Here is a 21911-nt window from a genome sequence, read left to right as displayed (position 1 = left end):
CCCCTTGCTCCCTCGCCCCCGCGAGGGGTCGTGCTGGTGACGGTGAATTGTTCGTTCACTTTTGAGGCGAAGCGAAGATCACGTGAAGAAGCTCTTGAGTCCGACGAGGTGGTACTTGGAGTAACCGTGGACCGCCTCTCGGATGGCGGTCTCGTCCTCGAAGCGGACGAGGGTGCTCACCATCGTCCTGACGAGGCCCTGGTAGATCTGGTCCAGGTTGAACCGCATCACCTCGGTCACCGAGAGGCACGGGTCGAGCGCTCGGAAGTGCTCGATCGCCAGCTCGATGAGGCGCTCGACGGTCTCCTCGGAGAACCGCTCGTACCTGGAGCCGCCGGCCCGCCCCAGGAGGATCACGACGCGCAGCCTGTTCGCGATGCAGAAGCGGAGGAGCTCCTCCGAGAGCATGTGGTACGCGGCCGTCGGCGGGAGCGTCCGGACGTCCTCCACGCCGGCGAGCGCCTTCACCCGGCGGCGGAGCAGGAGCGTGAAGGCACGGGCGAAGCCGTCGTCCACGACCCCGTAGAAGAGCGCGTCCTTGTTCGCGAAGTACCGGTAGATGTTGCCCGTCGAGACGCCAGCCGCCCGGGCGATCTCGGCCATGGTCGCGCTCTCGTACCCCTTCTGCGCGAAGATCGTCAGCGCGGCGGCGGCGATGCTCTCCTGGATGTCGTCTTTGAGGTACTGCGCCATGGCGAATAGTGAACGCGTCGTTCGCTTATAGCGACGGGCGCCGACCCGTCAAGCGAGCGGACGGCTCGAGACCTCAGGGGTCGACGGTGCCGTCGAGGATCGCGCGCGGGCCGTCGACGAGCATGAAGGTCGCCTCCTCCTCGCCGACCCTGGCGAAGAGGGCCTTGATGCCGTCGCGCACCTCGGGGACGTCCTTCGCGGCGTGGGCGTCGCTGCACGCGGCGTAGTAGTAGCCGGCCTCGAGCATCTGCTCGGCGGCCCGGCGGGGGGTGCGCCCGTACTTGCCGGTGAGCGCCGCGACGTCGAGGAGGAGCACCGCGCCCGCGTCGAGCAGCGGATCGAGCGAGGAGAAGTCGTCGAAGACGGGCTCGTAGCGCTCCGGGTGGGCGATGACGGGGCGGAGCTTGCGGCGGCTGAGGTCGAAGATCCGCTCCGCGGCCCGGACGGGGAAGCTCCGGGTCGGGAACTCGATGAGCGCGGCGCGGCCGCCCGGGTAGGGGAGGGCGCTGCCGTCGAGCAGGCGCTGGAAGACGATGTCGTCGAAGAAATGCTCCGACGAGAGGTCGAGCGCGGGCAGGTCGCGCGCGCCGGCCGCGCCGCGCAGCGCCGCGCAGGTCGCGTCGTAGGCGGCCCTCAGGCTCCGCTGGGTGTTGTCGAACATCCCGGGGCGCATGTGCGGCGTGGCCACGACGGTATCGAACCCGGCGCCGCGGAGCGCGGTGAGGAGGGCGAGGCTCTCCTCGACGGTGCGGGCGCCGTCGTCGATGCCCGCGACCCAGTGGGAGTGCAGATCGATGAAGCCGCGCATCGTCGATCCGAACTTAGCAAAGTTGGCCGCCCCCGTGCGCTGCGACCATCCTTCGCGTCGAGGAGGTGTTCGTGTCGCTCTCGTTATCGAACCAGCAGCTTGTGCCTCAGCTCGTGTCGGATGGCTGCGCTGGCGGCCAGCGCGGCGGCAGACCGGGAGGCCGCGCAGAGCGCCCGGTCGATCCGGGCGCGCCCTCGATCGAGCAGGGTACGCCGGCCCTGGATGAGGGGACCCCTACCTCCGAGCGGCGGCGCCGCCGCAGCGACGATCCGGTCACCGCGCTGCACTATCAGCTCTCGACGACCCGCGCCGAGGCGAACCTGGACGTCGTGGTCCTCGTGGACGACAGCGGCTGCCTCGTCGCCGGGGCGGGCGCGTGGCCGGCGTGCGAAGAGCTCGCCGCCTACGCCCCGCTCCTCGCCAACCCGGACGCCGTTCAGAGCGCGGCGGTCGGCTCGCGTATCGCCGTGCTCACCGCAGATGTCGAGGTCCAGAGCCTCTCCGTCGCGGGCGGCGAGGTGCTGCTCTGCGGCCGTGGCGGTACCGCGGAGCGCGGCGCCTCCATCGCCCGCGCCGCCGCGGGGTGCCTGCGCATCCTCCGCGCCGCCGCCTGAGCGGTCGCTGCGCCGCGGGCTGAGCGGTCGCTGCGCCGCGGGCTGAGCGGTCGCTGCGCCGCAGGTTGAGCGGTTGCTGCGCCGCAGGCTGAGCGGTTGCTGCGCCGCAGGCTGAGCGGTTGCTGCGCCGCAGGCTGAGCGCTCGCACCCTCCCGGTTCGTGCTACAAGGGGCCGCGGCCTCAGGCCGCGCGCAATGCCCGGCCCGCTCGCACCCCCTCGGAACAGCCCGCCCGCCGCCGACGCGTCCCTCCAGGCAGACCACGCCGGTCTCGCCCCGCTGCTCGCCTCCCGCAGGGTGATCCTCTGCGTCGGCTGCGGCGGCGTCGGCAAGACGACAACCACCGCGGCGCTCGGTCTGGCCGCCGCCCGCCGCGGCAAGCGCGTGCTGTGCCTGACGATCGATCCAGCGCGCCGCCTCTCCCAGAGCCTCGGGCTCGAGGAGATGACGACCGAGGCGCAGACGATCGAGCCTGCCCGATTCGTCAGGGCGGGGGTCGACGTGCCCGGCTCGATGACGGTCATGATGCTCGACACGAAGTCGACCTTCGACAGCCTCGTCGCGTCGCTCGCCCCGTCGCCCGAGCAGCGCGACCGGATCCTCGGCAACGTCCTCTACAAGTACATCTCCACGTCGCTCGCGGGCACGCAGGAGTACATGGCGATGGAGAAGCTCTACGCGGTCAGGAGCGACCCGAGCTACGACCTCGTCCTGCTCGACACGCCGCCCACGGCGAACGCGCTCGATTTCCTCGACGCGCCGGAGCGCCTCGTCGGCGCCATCGACGGCGCGGCGACGCGGTGGTTCGTGCAGGCCTTCCAGAGCTCCGGCAAGCTCTCGCTCAACCTGCTGGCGCGCTCGACCGCCGCGGTGCTGCGGGGCATCGGCAAGCTGACCGGCAGCGGCTTCCTCGAGCAGATCGCGCTGTTCATCAGCGAGATGAACGCGGTCTTCGGCGGCTGGAAGCAGCGGGCGGACGCGGTGGCGTCGGCGCTGCGCGGCCCCGACGTGGCCTACGTGCTCGTCACGACGCCCGATCCGCTCTGCGTGCGCGAGGTGCTGTACTTCGCCGATCGCCTGCGCGAGCAGGACATGCGCCGCGACGCGTTCGTCGTGAACCGCGTCCACCCGGTGTACGGCGCGCTGCCCGGCGTCGGCGAGATCGCGGCCGCGCTCGACGGGAGCAACCTCGCGCTCGCCCCCGGCGCCGCGGCGCGCCTGCTCCAGGCGGCCCGGGACGAGAGCCGCATGGGCAAGCTCGACCAGCTCAACCTGATCGCCCTCGAGGCGGCGCTGGAGGACGAGCAGAGCAGCGGCAGCGTCCGCGTCGACGTCCCGGCGTTCCCGTACGACATCCACGACGTGGCCGGCCTCGCGAGGATCGCCGACGTGCTGGCGCCGCTTCCCGGGACGGCGGGGTAGCAGAGGGCAGCCGTCCGTTCGTCTGGCTGCCCTGGGGTAACCGGAAACGGTCTGGAGCAGGCAAGGGCTGCCCCGACCTACCCCCGCCGCCTCCGCTCCTTGTACTTCACCCGGACCGGCACGCCCTCCAGCCCGAACGCCTGCCGGAGCTGGTTCGCCACGTAGCGCCGGTAGCTGAAGTGGAGCTTGTCCGGATCGCTCGCGACGACGACGAACAGCGGTGGCGACGTCTCGGCCTGCGTGACGAAGAACAGCCGGGGCGCGCGCCCGCCGTGCGTGGGCGGCGGGTGCGTGAGGAGGATCTGCTCGAAGAAGCGGTTGAGCTCCCCGGTGGGCACGCGCTTCCGGTAGGCGTCGGCCACCTGGGCCACGGTCTCGAGGAGCTTCGCCACGCCGCGCCCGCTGCGCGCGCTCACCTGCGCGATCGGCGCCCACGGCACGAACGAGAGCTTGTCGCGGGCGTCCTGCTCCGCCTTCGTGAGCGTCTTCCGGTCGAGGAGATCGATCTTGTTCAGGCCGATCACGACGCCGCACCCGCGGTCGACCGCGAGGCCGAGGATCTTCGCGTCCTGCTCGGCCACGCCCTCGGCCGCGTCGCAGAGCAGGAGCACGACCTCCGCCCGCTCCATGGCGCGGATCGCGTGCATCACGCTGACCGCCTCGACCGCGCTGTCCTCCTTCGCCACCTTCGACTTGCGGCGGATCCCGGCCGTGTCGATGAGCAAGAACCGCTTCCCGTCGCGCTCGGCCAGCGTGTCGATCGGATCGCGCGTGGTGCCCGGCTGCGCGTCGACCAGCATGCGCTCCTCGCCCGAGATGCGGTTGACGAGCGACGACTTCCCCGCGTTGGGCCGCCCGATGATGGCGATGCGGAGCGCCCCCTCGGCCGACTCCTCGGGCGCCGCGGGCTCCTTGGGGAGCGCCGCCTCGATGGCCATCTCCAGATCCGAGATGCCGCGGCCGTGGAGGGCGCTGATCGGGATGAGCCGCTCCATCCCGAGGCGGTACAGCTCCGCCGCCTCGGCCTCGGCCCGCGGCGAGTCCGCCTTGTTCGCGACGTAGATCACGGGCTTGCCTGCGCGGCGCAGCAGGCCGAGCTCGGCGTGCTCCGAGGGCGTCACCGGTGTCACGGCGTCGAGCACGCAGACGATGACGTCGGCCTCGGCGATGGCGAGATCGATCTGCCGCTTGATCCCCTGCCGCATGGGGTCGTCGCTCTCGGGGTCGAACCCGCCCGTGTCGACGAGCGTGAAGCGCCGCCCCCGCGAGGTGACGTCGGCGTAGTGGCGGTCGCGGGTCACGCCGGGCTCGTCGTGCACGATCGCGACCCGCCTGCCGACCAGCCGGTTGAACAGCGTGCTCTTGCCGGTGTTGGGCCGCCCGACCAGCGCCACGATCCCGGCCGAAGGGATCGGCGCAGGCGCGTCTGCTGCAGCGTCTTCGACGGCCGCGACGGCCTCCTCGGCGAGCTCGTCCCTGTCCTCCGCCGGATCGTGGCTGTTCTGCTCGGAGGGAGCGCGCCCCCTGCTCACGCGCGAGCCGCCGCTCTTCTTCTTCACGGCGGCAGCGCCCTTGCCGGGCGCTGCCGCACCCTTGCCGGGCGCGGCGGCCGCCTTGGCGGACGCGGCGGCGTTCTTTCTCGGCGCGACAGCGCCCTTGCTGGACGCGGCGGCGGCCTTGCGGGGCGTGGCACCGCCCCGCTTCGCAGGGGCGTCGCCCGTCTTCGCCGTCCGGCCGCCTCCGGCAGGCCCCTTGCTGCGCTTGTTCGATTTGGAAAGGGCTGGCTTTGCCGCGCTCACGAGATCTCTCCCTTGTTGTAACCGAGCTCGTCCAGCCGCTCTCGCGACTCGCGCCACTCCGGTGTCACCCGGACCCAGAGCTTGAGGTTCACCTGCCGGCCGACGAGCTCCTCGATCCGGAGCCGAGCCTCGGTGCCGATCCGCTTCAGCTGCTCGGCGCCCGCGCCGATCAGGATCTTCTTCTGCCCGGGTCGCTCCACGTGGATGGTCGCGTCGATGTGCAGCGCTCCATCGCCTGTCGGCTCGACGTAGCGCTCGATCTGCACGGCGCTCGCGTGGGGCACCTCGGCCTTCGTCGCGCGCAGGATCTGCTCGCGGACGTACTCGGCGGCGAAGAAGCGCGTCGGCCTGTCCGTGAGCTCATCGGGCGCGAAGCCCCAGTCCCCCTCGGGGCAGAGCTTCGCCACCTCGTCGAGCACGCGCTGGACGCCGTCCTCGCGCAGCGCCGAGATGGGGACGATCGCCGCGAACTCCCGGAGCTTGGCGAACGCGTCGAGGAGCGGCAAGAGCAGCGCCTTGTCCCGCATCCGGTCGACCTTGTTGAGCACGAACACCACCGGCGCCTCGCTCCCGAGGTCCGCGAGCAGCGTCAGATCGCTCGGGTGCGGCGCGAGCGGCGGGCCGTCCTCGCCCTCCTTCACGCGCCGCGGGAGGCGCGCCGGATCCGGCGCTTCGGTCACGAACACGATCACGTCGGCGCCCCGAGCCGCCTCGCGCGCCGCCTGGTTCATCACGCGCCCGAGCTCCGTGCGCGGCCGGTGCAGGCCGGGCGTGTCGAGCAGCGCGATCTCCGCCGGGCCGTGGTGGACGACCCCGAGGATCGCGTCGCGCGTCGTCTGCGGCGTCGGCGAGACGATCGCGAGCGGATGGCCGAGCGCCGCGTTCAGCAGCGTCGATTTGCCCACGTTCGGGCGCCCGACGAGGGCGACGCGCCCGGAGCGTCGCGGCAGCGCGGCGTCGGCCTCCTCCGTCCGCCTTGGCTCGGCGCTCTTCCTGCGCTGCTGCTGCGCGCCGCCTCGCGCAGCGGCTCTCTGGTCCGGGAGCGATCGCCCTTCGGCGCTGCCAGCCCGGGGTCCACGCCCGGCCCGGCTGCGGGCCGCCCCGGAGGAGCGCGCCGCAGAGCTTCTCTGCTTGGCAGGCGTCGCCCCCTTATCCCGCTCGGCAGCGCGTCCTGCGCCGCCCCGCTTCTCCTCACCCCGCTCGGGAGCGCGTCCTGCGCCGCCCCGCCTCTCCTCACCCCGCTCGGCAGCGCGCCCTGCGCCGCCCCGCCTCTCCTCACCCCGCTCGGCAGCGCGCCCTGCGCCGCCTTGCTCGCCTGCGCGTCGCGACCTCTTGTCGGCGTGCGCCTGGTTTTCGCGCCGGGGAGGGCGCCCCTGCGGGATGGCCGCGTCGCCCGCTCGAGGGGCTTCGCTGGACTGCGCTCCCCGGGGGCTGCTTCGGCTTTCGTTCTTGGCAGGACGGGGGCCACGGGAAGCCGGGGCGGGCTTCGGCGCCTGCGGGCGCGCTTTCGCGCCCTGGGGCGCGCTCTGGGGACGGGCTTTCACCACGCCGCGCGCGATAGCAGACGCCCAGGGGGGCTACAAACGCTTCCCCACGATCCGTGGTCACGCGCGCGCGAAGGCGGTAAGGGGATGCCCTGCATGTCGAGCGTCCACCGAGGGGACCCACAGAGCGGAGCCCCGCCCGCCGGCCCCGATTCGCACGCCAGCGGAACGTTGCCCCGCGAGGAGCTGCCACCACCTCGCGAGGCGCGCCCGGCTGAGACCGGCGACGCTCCGGCCGCGGATCGCGACCGCGTGGCCGCCGCTGGCGGGCGCGCTGGCCTTGCGCGGCTCGCGGCCCTCGCGCTCGCGGCCCTCGCGCTGCTGCCCCTCATCGGCAAGAGCGGCATCTGGGACCCCTACGAGCTCGACCGTGCGGACCTGGCCCGCCGCATCGCCATCCACGTCTTCGGCGCGCGCGGCGTGGATCTCGCGGACACCCCCGGGCAGCTGCCGACCCTGACCGATCTCGGGATGGGCGAGCTCGGGTTCACCTCGATGGCGCTCGGCTTCCGATGGTTCGGCCTGCACGACTGGGCCGGGCGCCTCCCGCTCGCGCTCTGGGGGCTCGCCGGCGCGCTCGTCCTCTACGAGTTCCTCGCCCGCCTCGTCGATCGCAGGGCCGGCCTCTACGGCGTCGCGGTGCTCGTGACGATGCCGCTCTACGTGATGCAGGCTCGCACGATGCTCGGCGACATCGTCACGATGGCCGCGCTCACGATGGCGTTCTGCGGGCTGACCGGCGCGCTGCTGGAGGGCGGGCGAAGGGCGCAGCGCGGCGCCCTCCTGGCATCGACCGCGTGGCTCGCGGTGGGGATCCTCGGCGTCGTCGCCGGATACCTCAGCCGCGGCCTGCTGATCGGGGTTGCCGTCCCCGCGCTCGGCGCCGGGCTGACCTGGCTCCTGCTCCGGACGTCCGGCGCCTGGCCTGAGCCAGAAGGCCGGGGGCCCACGATGGGCGACCTCGTCGGCGGCGCTGCGCTCGCGCTCGGCGTCGCAGCGGCAGCGCAGGGCGTCCTCGTGCTCGCGAGCTCGAGCGCCGACGCGCCGCTCCCCCGCGCCCTCGGCGTGGCGCTCCTCAAAAAGCCGCCGGTCGAGTCCACGTTCGATCTCACGCTGCGCCAGCTCGGCCACGCGCTCTTCCCGTGGAGCGCCTTCCTGCCGTTCGCCGTCGGCCGGCTCTTCCGCGCCCCCGCCGCGGAGCGAGCGGCCGCGGACGTCTCCGCCCGCCTCGATCGCGAGGCCGGCGTCCGGATCGCCCTTATCGTCACGTCGGCGCTCGCTTACGGCGCCTTCGCGCTCCTCGCGCCGCACGCCGGGGCGCTCCCGTTCAGCGGCCCCGCGCTCCTCGCCGCCATCGCCGCGCTCGCCATCCGCGATCACGAGCGCGGCGCCCCCTCCTCGCGAGCGCTCGCCGTGGGCTGCGCCGTGCTCGCCTTCGTCCTCTACCGCGATCTCGTCACCTCGCCGGACAGGGCGCTCAGCGTCTTCTCCGTCGACAAGCCCGTCTTCCCGAAGAGCTTCGAGGAGGAAGCGGCCTCGGCGATGCGCTTCGTCCTGCTCGCGTTCGCCGGCCTCGTCGCGCTCACCTGGTTCGAGGAGCAGCCCCGCGAGCTCGATCGCAGCTTCAGCGCGTGGGCGCGGCGCCTCCTCGACGAGGTCCACGCCGGCGCCGCGGAGCTCGCCCGCATCTGGAACGGCAACCTGCTCTTCCTGCTGATCGTCATCGAGGCGGCGCTCGTCGGCGTCGGCGCGATGCTCTTCGTCGGCAAGCGCATCGGGTGGGGCACCGTGGCGCGGATGCCGAACCACCTCGCCGCGTACGGGATGAACGCCTGGTGGGCGCTGCCCTTGCTGCTCGCGGCGAGCCCCGTGCTGCTCCTCGCGACGCGCGACGCGTTCCGCCACGCCGTCGCGCGCGCCTCCGTCCCACGCGCCGTCGGCACGTTGATCGCTGGCCTCGTCGCCGGCTTTGCGCTGGGCTTCTGGTACTACCCGGCGCTCGCGGCGCAGCTCTCGCCGAAGGAGGTCTTCGCGTCCTACGAGTCCCTGCGCAAGCCCGGCGAGCCGATCGCGACGCTCGGCATCCGGAGCCGCACGGCGGCCTACTACCAGGGCGGCGAGGTCACCTCGTTCGCCGAGGTCCTGCCGGCGTTCGACTGGCTCACCGCCACGGGGAGCTCCGCGGATGGCGCAGCCGCTCCGGTCGCCCCCACCGCTCGCCGCTGGCTCGTCGTGAAGTCCGACGATCTGCCCAGGTTGAACAGCCTCTTTCGCAAGCGCTACGGGCGAAACCTGCCCGTCCTCGACGGTCGATCCAGCCAGATCCTCCTCGCGTCGAACGAGCTCGGCGGCAGGCCGAACGAGAGCTGGCTCGGCCGTGTCGTCCTCGATGAGCCACCTGCTCCCGCGAACCCGACCGAGGCGATGTTCGAGGATCAGCTGGAGGTGCTCGGCTGGGAGCTGACCGACGACGACGGCGAGAAGGTCTCGAGCGTCGTCCCTCAGAAGAGCTACCACCTACGGACTTACCTCCGAGTCCACCGGCCGATCACCGGCAACTGGAAAATGTTCGTCCACATCGACGGGTTCCAGCGCCGGTACAACGGCGACCATCCCGTGCTCGAGGGGCGCTACCCGCTGAGCCTGTGGCAGCCGGGCGACATCGTCGTGGACGACCACGAGCTCCAGCTCGAGCCCAACTTCACCCCGGGCGACTATGCGCTTTACTTTGGTTTCTTCGCCGGTGAGACGCGCTTTCAGGTGACGCGCGGGCCCGAGCACGAGGACCGCGTCCGGGGCGGCGTCATCCGTGTACGGTGAGCGGCCATCGTGGGGTTCCCGACGCATTTCGCACCGCGCGGCCTCTCTTGCGCGGCCCGGCGACGCGCGCGTGCTCCTCGGTGTCGAGCGCCCTCGACGCGCGTGCGGAAAGCGGCTAGTCGCAGACACATGACCGGGGGCCGTGGTGACTCGAGCCATCCGCCCGACACGCCGGGCGGTGCGTCGCCATCCTGCGCCTACGGCGATGCCCATCATGCCGGCGAGGACGCCGAGCACGAGATCCCCGACCCGGATTCGCTCAACCGACGCTCGTCCGAGCGCCTCGACGTCACGTGGCTCGTGGATTGCGAGACCGACGACACGTTCCTCTACGCCTCCATCGCCAACATCTCGGAGATGGGCATCTTCGTCCGCACGACGCAGCCCCTCTCGATCGGCACGCGGCTCACGCTCCGCTTCTCGCCGCCGGGGACCGACGGCTCGTACGTGCTCGAGGGAACGGTGCAGTGGATCAACGAGGTGCGCCCTCTCCACGACAACCCGAACCCGGGCATGGGCATCCGCTTCGTCGATCTCACGCCGGACGATCGCGAGCGCATCGTCGACACGATCAGGACGATCGCCTACATCCGCGATGCACCGGTGAGATCGAACTGACGAGAGCGCCCTCACGGCGCGGCCCGAGCGGCGGGGTCGGGCCGCGCTGCGCGCGTCGGATCGCGGCGGCGCGAGCCGTGCGGGCGCCCGCGCCCGCAGCCCGTCAGCGGGACGTCGCGGCGTCGGTGGGCGCTGCCTGCGAGGGGCCCGCTGCTCCTTGCTCGTCGGCGTCGCGCCGCGGCGCCGCGGGCATGGCCGCCTTGGGCACAGCGCGCCGCGCGGCGGCGGGGGCGGCGGTCGCCGGCGCCGAGTTCTGGGCCTGCACGCGGGCGGCGTTCGCCTCCATGTCCGCGAGCTGCTGCTCGGCGCGGTCGCCGTAGCCCTTCGCGGAGCGCAGCGCGAGCAGCAGCTCGCGCGCCTTCTCCGTGTCCCCGGAGGCCTTGTAGCACCGGGCCGCCTCCCACATCGCGGCCTGCGCGGCCGGCGTGCCCGGGTACTGCGTGCCTACCTCGTCGAGCTTGCCGACGGCGGCCGCGCAGCCCGACTTGCGCTGCAGCGCTTGCGCCTCGTGCAGCGCGGCGCTCGCGCCGTCGTCAGCGGACGCAGACGCGGACGCGCGTGCGCTCTTCTCCTTCGCCGCCTCGGCCTTGGGCGCCTCGCCCGCCTTGGCTTCGGCCGAGCGCCGGCCGTCGGGGTCCTCCATCGCGGTGGCGGCGGGGGCAGGCGCGACGCTGCGGGGCGGCTCGTGCTGATCCGACGCGGGCTGGCCCCACTCGGTGACCCGCACCGGCGCCACGCCCGTCTTCGGCCGCAGCAGCAGCAGGCTCGACCCGATGACGAGCACGAAGAGCGCCGCCATCGCCAGCTGCGGCCGCATCGCGTGGCTGCCGGCCCACGCAAGCGCGCGGAGCGCCTTGCGCCGGAACGGCGTCTTCTTCTGCGCGACCTCGACGGCGTCGAGGATCCGCGCCTCCAGCTCCTCGCTGGGCTCCTCGATCGGCAAGGCGCCGACGTCGCGGGCCGCGCGCAGCCCCGCGAACGCCGAGGCGCACCGGGCGCAGCCGTCCATGTGCCGCTTCATGGCCGCGTACGTCAGCTCGTCGAGCTCGTCGTAGAGCGCGTCCATCACGTGCCGGTCGAACTTCTCGCAGTCCATAAACAGCTCTTCCGGAGCGCTTAGCGCAGCGCCCTCGCGTAATCCTCGTACTCCGAGAGGGCCTCCTGGAGCCGCTCCAGGGCGTAGCGCATCCGGCTCTTCACCGTGTTCTCGGGCACCCCCACGATGTGGGCGATGTCCTTGAACGGCACGTGCCCGATCTCCCGGAGCAGGAAGACCTCCCGCTGATCGTGCGGGAGCCCCTCCACCGCGCGGACGATGCGCTGCCCCATCTCGGTCCCGATCGCGACGCGGTCCACCGCCGCGTGGGGCGCCGGGTCCGCGGTCCGCTCGCCGAGCGTCGGGCCGTCGCCGCCCTCGCCGGAGCCCTGGTCGAGCGACGGGTGGCGTCGGAGGGACATCTTGCGCAGGTGATCGATGCAGACGTTGCGCGCGATGGCGAACGCCCAGGTGGTGAACCTCGCCTCGTGCTTGAAGTCGGAAGCGCTCTGCACGATCTTCACGAACACATCCTGCACCAGATCTTCGGCGATCGCAGGCCCGCGGACCTGTCGCAGGATGAAGTTGTAGATGGACGTTTTGTGCCGCCGGACGAGCCCGGCGAACGCGGCGCGGTCACCGCCCTGAAAGCGCATCATCAGCGCTTCGTCCGTGACCTCCTCTCGAGAAATCGGGACCATCCTAGCTCCCGGAGCGGCCGAGCCTGTGCGGCGCTCCTTCGGTGGCCCGGGCGGCGGGGTGTTCGTGGCGGCGACCGCGGCGTCGCATCGGACGCGCAGCGCGGCTCGAAGATCTGAGGAGCTCTCCTTCCCCTGACACAAGCGCACCTTAGCGGATCCGGCCCCGAGCGAGCGAGCCCCCTTCGCCCGCAGCGCCCGCGGCCGTGGAAGGCCAGGGGGCTGGCCGCGCGTGGACCTGCGCGCGGGGCCAAGGAAGGAGCCGGTCGCGGTCGCGTGACGTTCTCGGGGCAGCGTGCCGCGGCCCGGCTGAGGACGCCGTCCGCGCCCGCGGAGGGAGGGGCTCCGCACGATTTCGGGCGCGCCACGTCGCGCCCCTGTTGCGCCTCGAGCGATGGGAGGCTGCTCTGGGCGGGGAGACGGGTGTCCAGGTCGTTGCGCTCGGAAGCCCGCCGCCACTAGACTCCCCGGCACCGGGCGTGAGATCGCCCCCCTCTGCTGACGAGGGTTCAACCACGAGGTTACCTTTCGATGCGACTTATCAAGATGCTGGCTGTCGGGGTGGGAGCCTCGTTCTTGATGTCCATGCCCGCCCTCGCGCAGAGCCCGGGTGGCTCGGCGGACAAGGTCGCTGCTCCCGCAGCCTCGGTGGCGCCTGCGGCTTCGACGGCGCCGGGGGCCTCCACCGCGCCGGTCGCCGCTGGCGCGCCTGCGAAGGGAGCGGCGGCGGCGCCCGCTTCCGCGCCGGCCGCCCCGGCTGCGGGCGCGGCCGCGGCGGGCGCCCCGGCCGCGGGCGCAGCGGCGGCGCCTCCCGCCCCGACGAGCGCTCCGGCTGCGAGCGCGGCCGCCGCTCCGGCGATGGATGGTCCGACCTACGCGGTGCGGCTGCGCGATCTGGAGCAGCGCATCGACGAGCTCAAGGAGCAGATCCGCCGCAGCCACACGCGGCTCTCGCTCCTCAGCGACACGATCCTCTCCGGCGGCGGCGCCGGCTCGCGCGCCTCGATCCGGTTCAACAACGAGCTGTCGTCCGCGTTCCGCGTGACCCGCGTGCTGATCGTCCTGGATGGCGCCGTCCAGTACAACAAGACCGATCAGTCGGGCGCCCTCGCCGAGCAGACCGAGATCCCGATCTTCAACGGCTCGGTTCCTCCGGGGGATCACACGCTCCAGGTGCTCGTGAACCTGCAGGGCAACGGCTACGGGGTGTTCTCCTACCTCCGCGGCTACCGCTTCGAGGTGCGCTCCAGCCATTCCTTCACGGCGGTCGAGGGCAAGACGATCAACCTCCAGGCCGTCGCGTTCGAGAAGGGCGGCGTCACGACCCCGCTCGAAGAGCGGCCGGCCGTCCGCTTCGTTGAAAAGATTGTGAGCGGCCTCGCGGATGCTCCCGGGCAGCCGCCCGCCGCCGCGGGTGGGAAATAGGATCGAGCTCGTTAGGACAAGTCGCCATGACCTGGGACTCCGGATCGCGGGTACTCCCTGCCTTGCTTGGCCTGCTCGCGCTCGGCGCGGCCACGACCGTGGCCCCTGCCGACGCGTGGGCCCTCGACGCTGAGCGCGCCTACACGAGCGCCTCTCAGCAGATCGGCAGCGTCTCCTCCGGGCTTGGCGCCATCCAGGCGGCGATCAACAAGTCCCGCGGCGAGCAGCGCACGCCGGCCCAGCGCATCGCGGACGCCGTCCTTCTGATGGGCTCCAGGGACTACGAGCGGGCGGCGAACGTGCTGAACCAGGTGGTCGAGAAGTACCCCGACCATCCGACGGCGTTCCCGGACGCGCTCTCGCTGCTCGGGGAGACGTACTTCCGCTCGAAGCAGTACCTCTCGGCCCGCCGGGTCTTCCAGCAGATCGTCGCGAGCGGCGCCGAGCCGCGCTTCGCCGCCTACCAGGCGAAGGCGCTCGGCCGGCTCGTGGACATCTGCCTCCGGATCAAGGACTACGACGCGCTCGACGCCATCTTCGCGTCGATGAACAGCGTCCCGGCCTCCACGGCGGGGAGCGCCCTCGCGTACGCGCGCGGCAAGGGCCTCTACGTGAAGAAGGACTTCGGCGGCGCGAAGGCCGCGCTCGGCGGGGTCGATCCGCAGAGCGAGTACTTCCACCAGGCGAGGTACCTGCTCGGCCTCATCGCGGTGAAGGAGGCGACGCCCCCGCCCGAGCCGCTCAAGGAGGGCGAGGCGCCCCCGGCGGTGCCCAAGACCCGCTACGTCGCCGCGATCGATCTGTTCCAGAAGGTGACGCAGCTCCCGGCCGACACCTCGGAGCACCGGCGCGTCATCGACCTCGCGTGGCTCGCGATCGGGCGGCTGTTCTACGAGGCCGACCAGTGGTCCCAGGCCGTGCAGGCCTACGGCCACATCGACCGCGTCTCGCCCGAGTTCGGGACGATGCTCTACGAGCTCGCGTGGGTGTATGTCCGCCTGGGCGACGTGGATCGCGCCCAGCGGTCGCTCGAGATCCTCGCGATCGCCGAGCCTGACAGCCAGAACATCGCGGACGGCTCGCTGCTCCGCGGCGATCTGATGCTGCGCGCGGGCCGCTTCGAGAAGGCGCTGAAGGTGTACGAAGGCGTCCGCGCCACCTACGACCCGATGCGCGTGCGCGTGGACGCCTTCCTCGGCTCGACGAGCGATCCCGCGGTCTACTACGACAAGCTGAGCCAGGAGCAGCTCGAGGCGCTCGACACCACCACGTCGCTCCCGCCGCTCGCGGTGCAGTGGGCGCGCGAGGCCGAGGACGGTCCGGCGGCGTTCGCGGTGATCGACGACATCAACCACTGCCGCGAGCTGATCAAGCAGTCGAACGAGCTCATCGAGAAGCTGAACGCCGTGCTCAGCTCGCCCAACCGGGTGCGCGCGTTCCCGGAGCTCAAGGCCGGCGAGGAGAGGGCGCTCGCGCTGCTCAACCGGGTCGCGCTGGCGCGCCTCGCGCTCGGCCAGGGCATGGACGACGTGGAGGACGACGCGCTCTCGGGCGAGATCGGCGGCGTGCGCGCCAGGCGCCGCGCGCTGGAGAAGCGCCTCGCGCGCGTGCCCGTCACCGACGCCGACTTCCAGGATCGCGAGACGCAGGCGCTCAAGCAGTGGAACACCCAGTCGCAGCGCCTGCAGCAGCTCACGCTGCAGATGGACAGCCTGCAGGCGACGGTCAACGGGCTCAGGCGGCTGCTCCGCGAGGGCCCGCACGCCGGGATCGTCCGGGATCCCTCGAGCATCGCTCGGTTCGAGCACGAGCTCGCGCAGAACGAGCGCGACCTCGCGCTTTACCGCCAGGAGGCCGACGTGCTCCGCAAGCAGGTCAGCGCGGGCCGCGTCCAGGTCGGCTTCGGCGATCAGCGCTTCATCGAGGACGCGCAGACGCGCAAGGCCCACCGCGACGCGTTGACGCGTGAGGTCGAGCTGGCTGCGGCGGGCGCTGGTGGTCCAGCGCTCGCGGCGTACGCGCAGCGGATCACGCCGGTGCTCCGCGCCGGCGACGCGGCGGACGCGAGGGTCGAGGCGGCGCTCCGCGACATCGAGGGAGAGGTCGCCCAGAAGTCCTCGGGGCTCCGGCAGATCGTCGGCCGGGAGACGGCGAACATCGTCCACTACTCGGTGCAGCTCGACGCGCTCGACGGGGAGGCGCGCGTCGTCGTCGGCGAGGTCGCGATGCGAAACTTCGGCCTCGTCCGCGATCGGCTGAAGAACATCATCCTGCGCGCCGACGTCGGCATCACCGAGGAGGCGTGGGAGGTCCGCGAGGAGCAGATGACGCGCGTTCGCAGCCTGCAGGTCGAGCGCGCTCGCGAGGATCGGGTCCTCAAGGAGGAGCTCAACGAGGTCCTCGACGACAGCGGCGATCCGGAGGACGAGAAGTGAGCAAAGAGCACGGCGGCGCGCGCGCACCGCAAATCTCTGACGCGCCGCGAAGAGGGGCAGGGACGCAGAGCTTCGGATCGGCGGGCGCGCCGTTCGGCGACGTCGTGCGAACGGCGCGCCGTCGTCCGCGCGGCGCGCTCGGGTTTGCCAGCCTCGCCCTGGTGCTGGCGGTCGCGCCGCTCGCGCTCTCCCAGCCGGGGGGGCAGCCAGCGCCGGCGGCGTCTGCCGTTCCCGCGGCTGCGCCGACCACGGCGCCTGCCGCCACGGCTGCGCCGGCCACCGCCGCTCCTCTCGTCTCGGCGCCGGCTGCGCCAGCAGCGCTGCCCGCGGTGCAACCCTTCGCGCCGCCGATGTCGGTCGGGCGCAAGCACGTGCCGCCGCCTCCCCCTCCGACGCCGGCCCAGCTCGCGGCGCTCGCCGCGCTCGAGAAGGAGGCGGCCGCCTACGAGAAGGCGGCCCGCGACTACCGGAGCGCCATCACCCGCATCGTGCAGCACCACTACGAGGACAGGCGCCGCCGCATCCTCTCGGCGCTCGACCGCGAGATCGAGACGGAAAGGAAGGGGCTCCGCGACGCCCGGGAAGAGGCGATCCGTCGGCTCGAGGTGTTCGTCGAGCGCTACAGCGGCCCGAACGCGCACCCCGAGAACACGCCCGACGCGATGTTCCGCCTGGCCGCGCTCTACGAGGAGCGCGCGCGCACCGACAGCGACGCGAGCGAGGATCTCAGCGTCGCGCTGCTCCCTGCCATCGCGCTCTACAAGCGCGTCATCCGCGAGTTCCCCCAGTACCGTGAGCTCGCCGGGATCTTGTACTACCTCGGCCATGCGCTGAACGATTCGGTCCGGTTCCCCGAAGCGCAGCAGGTGTGGCGCTCGCTCGTGTGCCACAACAAGTATCCCTATCCCGTCGCGGCCGACCCGAAGGATCCGACGCGCGACACCGTCGGCAAGCTCCCGCAGGACCACGACAACGATTACTGGACCGGCTGGGAGGCGCGCCACCCGACGCCCATCGGGTCGACGCCGGGCGGTCGGGCGCTCCAGACCACGCGCCGGGGCGCGCGGGCGCCCGTCACCGAGGACGAGACGGCATACGTCGATCCGTATCCGGACGAGTGCCAGCCGATCCCGCAGAAGACGGCGCTCGGCGCGGAGCCCCGCTACATCGCCGAGGTCTGGTGGCAGATCGGCGACTACCATTTCAACGAGATCGACCGCGCTGGCGGCCCGTTCAACTACAACAGGGCCGGGTCGGCGTACCGGCAGTCCATCAAGTACAAGAAGCCCCCTGTCCACGGCGTCGCGATGTACAAGCTCGCCTGGACGTACTTCAAGCAGCAGCGGTACGAGACCTCGGTACGCCAGTTCATCGAGCTGCTCCGCTACACCGACGAACAGGAGAAGCTGACGGGCGATCCTGGCGCGGATTTCCGGGCGGAGGCGTACACCTATATCGCCGGCTCGCTCACGTACCTCGACTTCGTCGGCCCCGGACCGGAGGAGCCCTACATCCCGCGGAACGACGTCCTCGACGTCGAGACCGACCCGCGCATGGCCGAGCAGAAGATGCGGATCGCCATCGAGCGCGTCCAGGATCCCAAGCTGATCCCGCAGGATCAGAAGTGGACGGTCGAGATCTACAAGGCGCTCGCGCTGGAGTTCAAGGAGCTCAACCAGTATCGGAACACGATCGAGGTGAGCGAGATCCTCCTCAAGAAGTGGCCGATGCACCGCGACGCGCCCGTGGTCCAGAACCAGATCGCGGACATCTACGACACGCTCACCTCGCAGTCGCGCGAGGGGACGGCCGAGCGGGCGCAGAACTCGGCGAAGGCGCTCGAAGCGCGCACGAAGCTCGCCCAGTACGTCGGGACGACCCCGTGGGTCGAGGCCAACAAGGACGACCCCGAGGCGATCCAGACCGCCGAGCGGCTCGTGCGCGGCGGGCTGCGCCGGGCAGCCGCCGATCACACGAACGCCGGCAGCGCGCTCGTGCAGCAGGCGCTGACCGTCGGCGAGAAGGAGACGCGCGACCCGATCTTCGAGCGGGCGCTCGGCGAGTACCGCCTCGCCGCGCAGGGTTGGGCCGGCTACCTGGCCCAGGACGAGAACGCCCCGGACGCGTACGAGAGCCGGTACTGGCTCGCCGACGCGAACCACATGGTCGTGGTCATCACGGTGGCGATGGATCGCTCGCCCGCGCCTCACGAGATAGAGCAGGCGAGGAGCTCGGCGGTCAGCGTGCGGGACTCCAACGAGGACGACAAGTACCTGCAGCCGGCGGCGTACATGGTCGTCGACACCGCGCACCAGGCGCTCCTGGATCGACACAAGCTCTTCCAGCGAACGAGCGGCGCCGAGGGCATCGAGCCGCGCGAGAAGGTGAAGATCGTCGGCGAGGGCGACCAGCAGCGCGTCGTCGCCGAGCCGCTGCCCGCTCAGGTTCAGGCGGCCGTCACCGCGCGGGACGAGTACATCCAGCGGGTCCCTCCCGCGCTCGACGCCCCGAAGAACATCGATCTCTACGCGTTCCAGGCGGCCGACTACCACTTCCTCTACGGCCAGTTCGCCGAGGCGCGCAAGCGGCTCACGCCCATCTACGAAGCGCAGTGCGGCAAGACCGAGTTCGGCTACAAGGCGTGGGAGCGGCTCACGACGATGTCGAACCTCGAGAACAACGTCGAGGAGAGCCGCAAGCTGGCCGAGGCGGCGCTCACGCGGAGCTGCGCCGTCAGCGAGGAGCAGAAGCTGAAGGAGGGCGACATCGCCCGCCCGACGATCTCTCGCGGCTATTACATCGACGCGGCGAGGGCCTTCGAGAAGGCCGAGAAGATGCCGGATGGCCCGGCGCGCGTCGCCGCCTGGCGCGAGGCCGCGGCGCTCTACAAGGTCGCGCTCGAGAAGGCGCCGGCCCGCGACGAGGCGCCGGAGGCCGCGATGAACGGCGCCTACTGCTACAAGCAGGTGGGCGACTACGACCAGGCCATCGAGATGTACTCCCTGTTCATCAAGGAGTACGGCAGCGAAGAGAACCTGTCGAAGCTCGAGAAGGGCGATCCGGGCGCGAACCCCCCGAAGAACCCCGATCCGAAGCGCTACGCCGAGCGGGTGAAGTACTTGAAGCAGGCCTACGACGCGCTCTCCGCCGCGTACGTCCTCTTCTTCAACTACCGCAGCGCGGCCGAGACCTACGACACCATCGCTCGCAACGGTCGGTTCGAGCAGGCGGCGCGCCGGGACGCCGCCCGGAACTCGGTGCTGCTCTACGCGAACATCGGGGAGCGCGACAAGATGACCGCCTCGCGCGCCACCTTCATGAGCCTGAGCCCGCCCCCGGAGCAGAAGGCCGACATCGATTTCCTCGTCGCCTCGGCGGACCTGAAGGCCTGGGACGAGCGGGGGGCCGACGAGGGCCCGAACCGCGCCGCGCGCACCAAGGCGACGCAGTCGATGGAGGCCTATTACGCGGCCAACAAGAGCAACCCGGCCGCGAGCGGCTATGTCGTCCAGGCGGCGTACCACGCGTCCAAGATGCGCGCCGCCGCCGGCGATCCGAAGGCCCGGGACTGGTGCAAGAACACCATGACGGCGTTCACGTCCTTCCGGAGCTCGGCGACCGGCGACAAGGTGAAGGCCCTCGGATCGGTGCAGGCCGACATGGCGGCGGAGTGCGCCTACAAGGCCATCGACGATCGCATCAAGGCCGAGTTCGACTACGACACCGGCCACCACCGCTACGAGGGCGTCATCGATCAGGTGAAGCGGGCCTTCGAAGCGGACATCGCCAAGGCCAACGACAAGTACTGGAAGGAGCTCCAGGAGGTCATCACGGCCTACGAGTCGCGGCCGTGGTCGGTCGCCGCGCGCGCGCGCCAGGGCTCGCTCTACGACTCCTGCCGCACCGGCCTCTACAACGCCCGCCCGCCGGGGCTGAGGCTCTACACGGACAAGGAAGAGAAGCTGCTCAAGCTCGCCGAGACGAGCGATCGCGAGGATCTCCAGGAGACGGCCGACGCGCTCCGGCAGAACCGGCGCGAGCAATGGCGCGCAGCGCGCGAGCGGCTCCTCGCCGACGCCGACAAGGCGATGGTCAAGTTCTACGTCGAGTCCGTTGTCTGGGCCAAGGCGTGGAAGGTCCGGAATCCAGCGGTCGACCTCGCGATCCAGCGGCTCGCGTTCTTCACGGACATCCTCGGCGACGCCAAGCTCCGCGAGTGGAGCCAGGGGGTCATCGATCCCGAGACGAAGCGCCCGTTCGAGTACAAGGATGGCCTCTTCCTCCGGACGCGACCCGGCATGACGCCGCCGCTCACGCCTGACGGCCTCCCCCTGCCCCTGCCGGTCGTCCCATGAAGCGCCGCCTCCCTGTCACCCTCTTCGCCAGCCTGCTCGCGGTCACGTCGCCGTTCGCCCTCGCCTCCTGCGGCGAGGAGGCGACGCCGCCGCCCAAGGCGCCCACGCGTCCCGTCGCGGGGCCCGCCGCGACCGCGCCCGTCCAGGCGCCGTACGGCATGAACGACACGCCGAGCTCGGCGCGCCCCTACGATCTGCCAGCCGAGACGGGCCAGCCGGCCATGAACGCCCGGGCGGCGGCGTTCTATCAAGGCGGCCTGCAGTCGTTCGCGACCGGAGACCTCGTCAACGCGAGGGCCCAGTTCGGGCAGGCGACGCAGGCCGATCCGCGCGCGCACCAGGCCTTCTACTCGCTCGGCGTGGTGCAGGAGCGGCTCCGCGACGCCGGCGCTGGCGCGAGCTACCGCCAGGCCTTCACGCTCGTGCCGGACTACGAGCCCGCCATCGTCGCGTACGCGATGCTCCTCGCCAGGAAGAGCCAGCTCGGCGAGGCCGAGCGGCTCCTGAACGAGAAGCGCGGCCAGATGCCGAAGTCGGCGGCCATCGCGGCGACGCTCGCGGAGATCAAGTCGCTCCAGCGTGACACCGGCTCTGCCCAGCGGATCGCGCAGGAGGCGCTGAAGATCAACCCGGACTACCGGCCGGCGATGGTCATCATCGCCCGCGACCACTACAGGAACCGTCGCCTCGATCTCGCGCTGTACGCGCTCCAGGCGATCCTGGACGGGTTCGAGCCGGTCAGCGAGAACCCGCCGCGCGACAGGGACAACGCCGAGGCGCTGCTGCTCCGCGGCCTGATCTACCGGGAGCAGGGGCAGCGCGCCGCGGCGCTGGAGGAGTTCCGCAAGGCGGTGACGCGCCGCCCCGATCTCGTCGAGGCGCGGGTGCAGCTCGCGACCTACCTGCTCGAGGCGGGCAACGCCCAGGAGGCGCTGCCGCTCCTGGAGGGCGCCGTCCGCTTCGATTCCGAGCACGTCGCCGCGCACCTCAACCTCGGGGACGCATACCGCCTGCTCGAGCGCTACGCCGACGCGAAGCGCGAGTTCGACTGGGTGCTCGGCCGCGACCCGAACCTGGCTCAGGTCCACTACGACCTCGGCCTGCTGTACCTGTTCGCCCCCGCCGTGCCCGGGATGACGCCGAAGCAGCAGGTGGCCGAGGCGATAAAATCGCTGACGAGGTTCCAGGAGCTGCGCAACAAGGGCCAGCGCGACGACTCGGAGGAGCTCCTGAACCGCGCCAAGCTCAAGGAAGGCGAGCTCAACGCCGCTGCCGCCGCGGCTCAGCCCGCGGCGCCCCCTGCCGCCGCGGCTCAGCCCGCGGCTCCTCCTGCCGCCGCGGCGGATGGAGGCGTCCCCGACGCCGCGACCGACAAGTGAGGGAGACCATGAGCATGTACAAGGCACTTGCGCTGGGTTCGGTCCTGCTCGCGGTCCTCGGCCAGGGCGGCCCGGCGAGCGCGCAGGAGAAGGGCAAGCAGCGCGGGGTCATCACGCTCGCGGAGGTGACGATCACGGGCCGCATCCAGAAGCCCATCGCGGCCGTCGACGTCAGCCGGATCCAGCCGAAGCTCACGCTCGCCGAGCTGCGCCAGCCGTTCCTGGACCGCATCGAGCAGGCGATCTTCAAGGAGCCGTTCTAGGCG

15 protein-coding genes are annotated in these 21911 nt (G+C 71.7%); 9 read left to right on the top strand and 6 right to left on the bottom strand.

The window, feature by feature from the left end; genetic code table 11:
• Positions 1–78: 78 nt before the first annotated feature.
• Both WME90_RS31370 and WME90_RS31365 read right to left on the bottom strand, forming a co-directional pair.
• On the bottom strand, positions 79–693 hold the full coding sequence (locus tag WME90_RS31370; RefSeq protein WP_437275704.1) for a TetR/AcrR family transcriptional regulator: 615 nt from the start codon (positions 691–693) through the stop codon (positions 79–81).
• Positions 694–766: 73 nt separating this feature from the next.
• Positions 767–1501: a tyrosine-protein phosphatase gene (locus WME90_RS31365; protein ID WP_437275703.1), complete on the bottom strand. Its 735-nt coding sequence runs from the start codon at positions 1499–1501 to the stop codon at positions 767–769.
• Positions 1502–1572: 71 nt separating this feature from the next.
• Between WME90_RS31365 and WME90_RS31360 the strand changes: the two genes are divergently transcribed.
• Positions 1573–2115, top strand: a complete 543-nt coding sequence (locus WME90_RS31360) for a hypothetical protein (RefSeq protein ID WP_437275702.1) — start codon at positions 1573–1575, stop codon at positions 2113–2115.
• A 194-nt stretch (positions 2116–2309) separates the two neighbouring features.
• Positions 2310–3536 (top strand): ArsA family ATPase, encoded by a 1227-nt coding sequence (locus tag WME90_RS31355; RefSeq protein WP_437275701.1) that lies wholly within the window; start codon positions 2310–2312, stop codon positions 3534–3536.
• 77 nt (positions 3537–3613) lie between these two features.
• On the opposite strand, the gene der is transcribed toward WME90_RS31355, so the two are convergent.
• Positions 3614–5335 (bottom strand): ribosome biogenesis GTPase Der, encoded by a 1722-nt coding sequence (der, locus tag WME90_RS31350; RefSeq protein WP_437275700.1) that lies wholly within the window; start codon positions 5333–5335, stop codon positions 3614–3616.
• Entirely contained in the window at positions 5332–6879 is a 1548-nt protein-coding gene (gene era / locus WME90_RS31345) for a GTPase Era (protein ID WP_437283681.1), read from the bottom strand. Before era ends, der begins: the two co-directional genes overlap by 4 nt.
• Positions 6880–7131: 252 nt before the next feature.
• On the opposite strand from era, the gene WME90_RS31340 reads away from it, so the two are divergent.
• The gene (locus tag WME90_RS31340; RefSeq protein ID WP_437275699.1) at positions 7132–9699 is read left to right on the top strand and encodes a glycosyltransferase family 39 protein; all 2568 of its coding nucleotides are present in this window, start codon (positions 7132–7134) and stop codon (positions 9697–9699) included.
• Between the two features lie 129 nt (positions 9700–9828).
• Positions 9829–10317: a TIGR02266 family protein gene (locus WME90_RS31335; protein ID WP_437275698.1), complete on the top strand. Its 489-nt coding sequence runs from the start codon at positions 9829–9831 to the stop codon at positions 10315–10317.
• Between the two features lie 103 nt (positions 10318–10420).
• On the opposite strand, the gene WME90_RS31330 is transcribed toward WME90_RS31335, so the two are convergent.
• Together WME90_RS31330 and WME90_RS31325 are read right to left on the bottom strand one after the other, a co-directional pair.
• On the bottom strand, positions 10421–11413 hold the full coding sequence (locus WME90_RS31330; RefSeq protein ID WP_437275697.1) for a zf-HC2 domain-containing protein: 993 nt from the start codon (positions 11411–11413) through the stop codon (positions 10421–10423).
• A gap of 20 nt (positions 11414–11433) precedes the next feature.
• Complete coding sequence (locus WME90_RS31325; protein WP_437275696.1) at positions 11434–12054, bottom strand: RNA polymerase sigma factor; 621 nt, start codon at positions 12052–12054, stop codon at positions 11434–11436.
• Between the two features lie 528 nt (positions 12055–12582).
• Between WME90_RS31325 and WME90_RS31320 the strand changes: the two genes are divergently transcribed.
• The 5 genes from WME90_RS31320 to WME90_RS31300 are packed head-to-tail and all read left to right on the top strand — an operon-like array spanning position 12583 to position 21908.
• Positions 12583–13476, top strand: coding sequence for a hypothetical protein (locus WME90_RS31320; protein WP_437275695.1), 894 nt, complete (start codon positions 12583–12585; stop codon positions 13474–13476).
• Between the two features lie 26 nt (positions 13477–13502).
• Positions 13503–15911, top strand: coding sequence for a tetratricopeptide repeat protein (locus WME90_RS31315; RefSeq protein ID WP_437275694.1), 2409 nt, complete (start codon positions 13503–13505; stop codon positions 15909–15911).
• Entirely contained in the window at positions 15908–20266 is a 4359-nt protein-coding gene (locus WME90_RS31310) for a tetratricopeptide repeat protein (RefSeq protein WP_437275693.1), read from the top strand. The genes WME90_RS31315 and WME90_RS31310 overlap by 4 nt, the downstream gene beginning before the upstream one ends.
• Positions 20263–21645 (top strand): tetratricopeptide repeat protein, encoded by a 1383-nt coding sequence (locus WME90_RS31305; RefSeq protein WP_437275692.1) that lies wholly within the window; start codon positions 20263–20265, stop codon positions 21643–21645. Before WME90_RS31310 ends, WME90_RS31305 begins: the two co-directional genes overlap by 4 nt.
• A 14-nt stretch (positions 21646–21659) precedes the next feature.
• The gene (locus WME90_RS31300; protein ID WP_437275691.1) at positions 21660–21908 is read left to right on the top strand and encodes a hypothetical protein; all 249 of its coding nucleotides are present in this window, start codon (positions 21660–21662) and stop codon (positions 21906–21908) included.
• Positions 21909–21911 lie beyond the last annotated feature (3 nt).

Origin of the sequence: Sorangium sp. So ce375 (genome assembly GCF_051473855.1) — a bacterium.
Lineage (GTDB): Bacteria > Myxococcota_A > Polyangia > Polyangiales > Polyangiaceae > Sorangium.
Note: the sequence above shows the minus strand (reverse complement) of the source record. Positions and strands in the feature narration are given on the sequence as shown.

Excerpts from the sequence above, each read along its gene's own strand:
- WME90_RS31370 (WP_437275704.1), bottom strand. The coding sequence starts at position 693 with ATGGCGCAGTACCTCAAAGACGACATCCAGGAGAGCATCGCCGCCGCC.
- WME90_RS31365 (WP_437275703.1), bottom strand. The coding sequence starts at position 1,501 with ATGCGCGGCTTCATCGATCTGCACTCCCACTGGGTCGCGGGCATCGAC.
- WME90_RS31355 (WP_437275701.1), top strand. The coding sequence starts at position 2,310 with ATGCCCGGCCCGCTCGCACCCCCTCGGAACAGCCCGCCCGCCGCCGAC.
- WME90_RS31335 (WP_437275698.1), top strand. The coding sequence starts at position 9,829 with ATGACCGGGGGCCGTGGTGACTCGAGCCATCCGCCCGACACGCCGGGC.
- WME90_RS31330 (WP_437275697.1), bottom strand. The coding sequence starts at position 11,413 with ATGGACTGCGAGAAGTTCGACCGGCACGTGATGGACGCGCTCTACGAC.
- WME90_RS31325 (WP_437275696.1), bottom strand. The coding sequence starts at position 12,054 with ATGGTCCCGATTTCTCGAGAGGAGGTCACGGACGAAGCGCTGATGATG.
- WME90_RS31320 (WP_437275695.1), top strand. The coding sequence starts at position 12,583 with ATGCGACTTATCAAGATGCTGGCTGTCGGGGTGGGAGCCTCGTTCTTG.
- WME90_RS31315 (WP_437275694.1), top strand. The coding sequence starts at position 13,503 with ATGACCTGGGACTCCGGATCGCGGGTACTCCCTGCCTTGCTTGGCCTG.
- WME90_RS31305 (WP_437275692.1), top strand. The coding sequence starts at position 20,263 with ATGAAGCGCCGCCTCCCTGTCACCCTCTTCGCCAGCCTGCTCGCGGTC.
- WME90_RS31300 (WP_437275691.1), top strand. The coding sequence starts at position 21,660 with ATGTACAAGGCACTTGCGCTGGGTTCGGTCCTGCTCGCGGTCCTCGGC.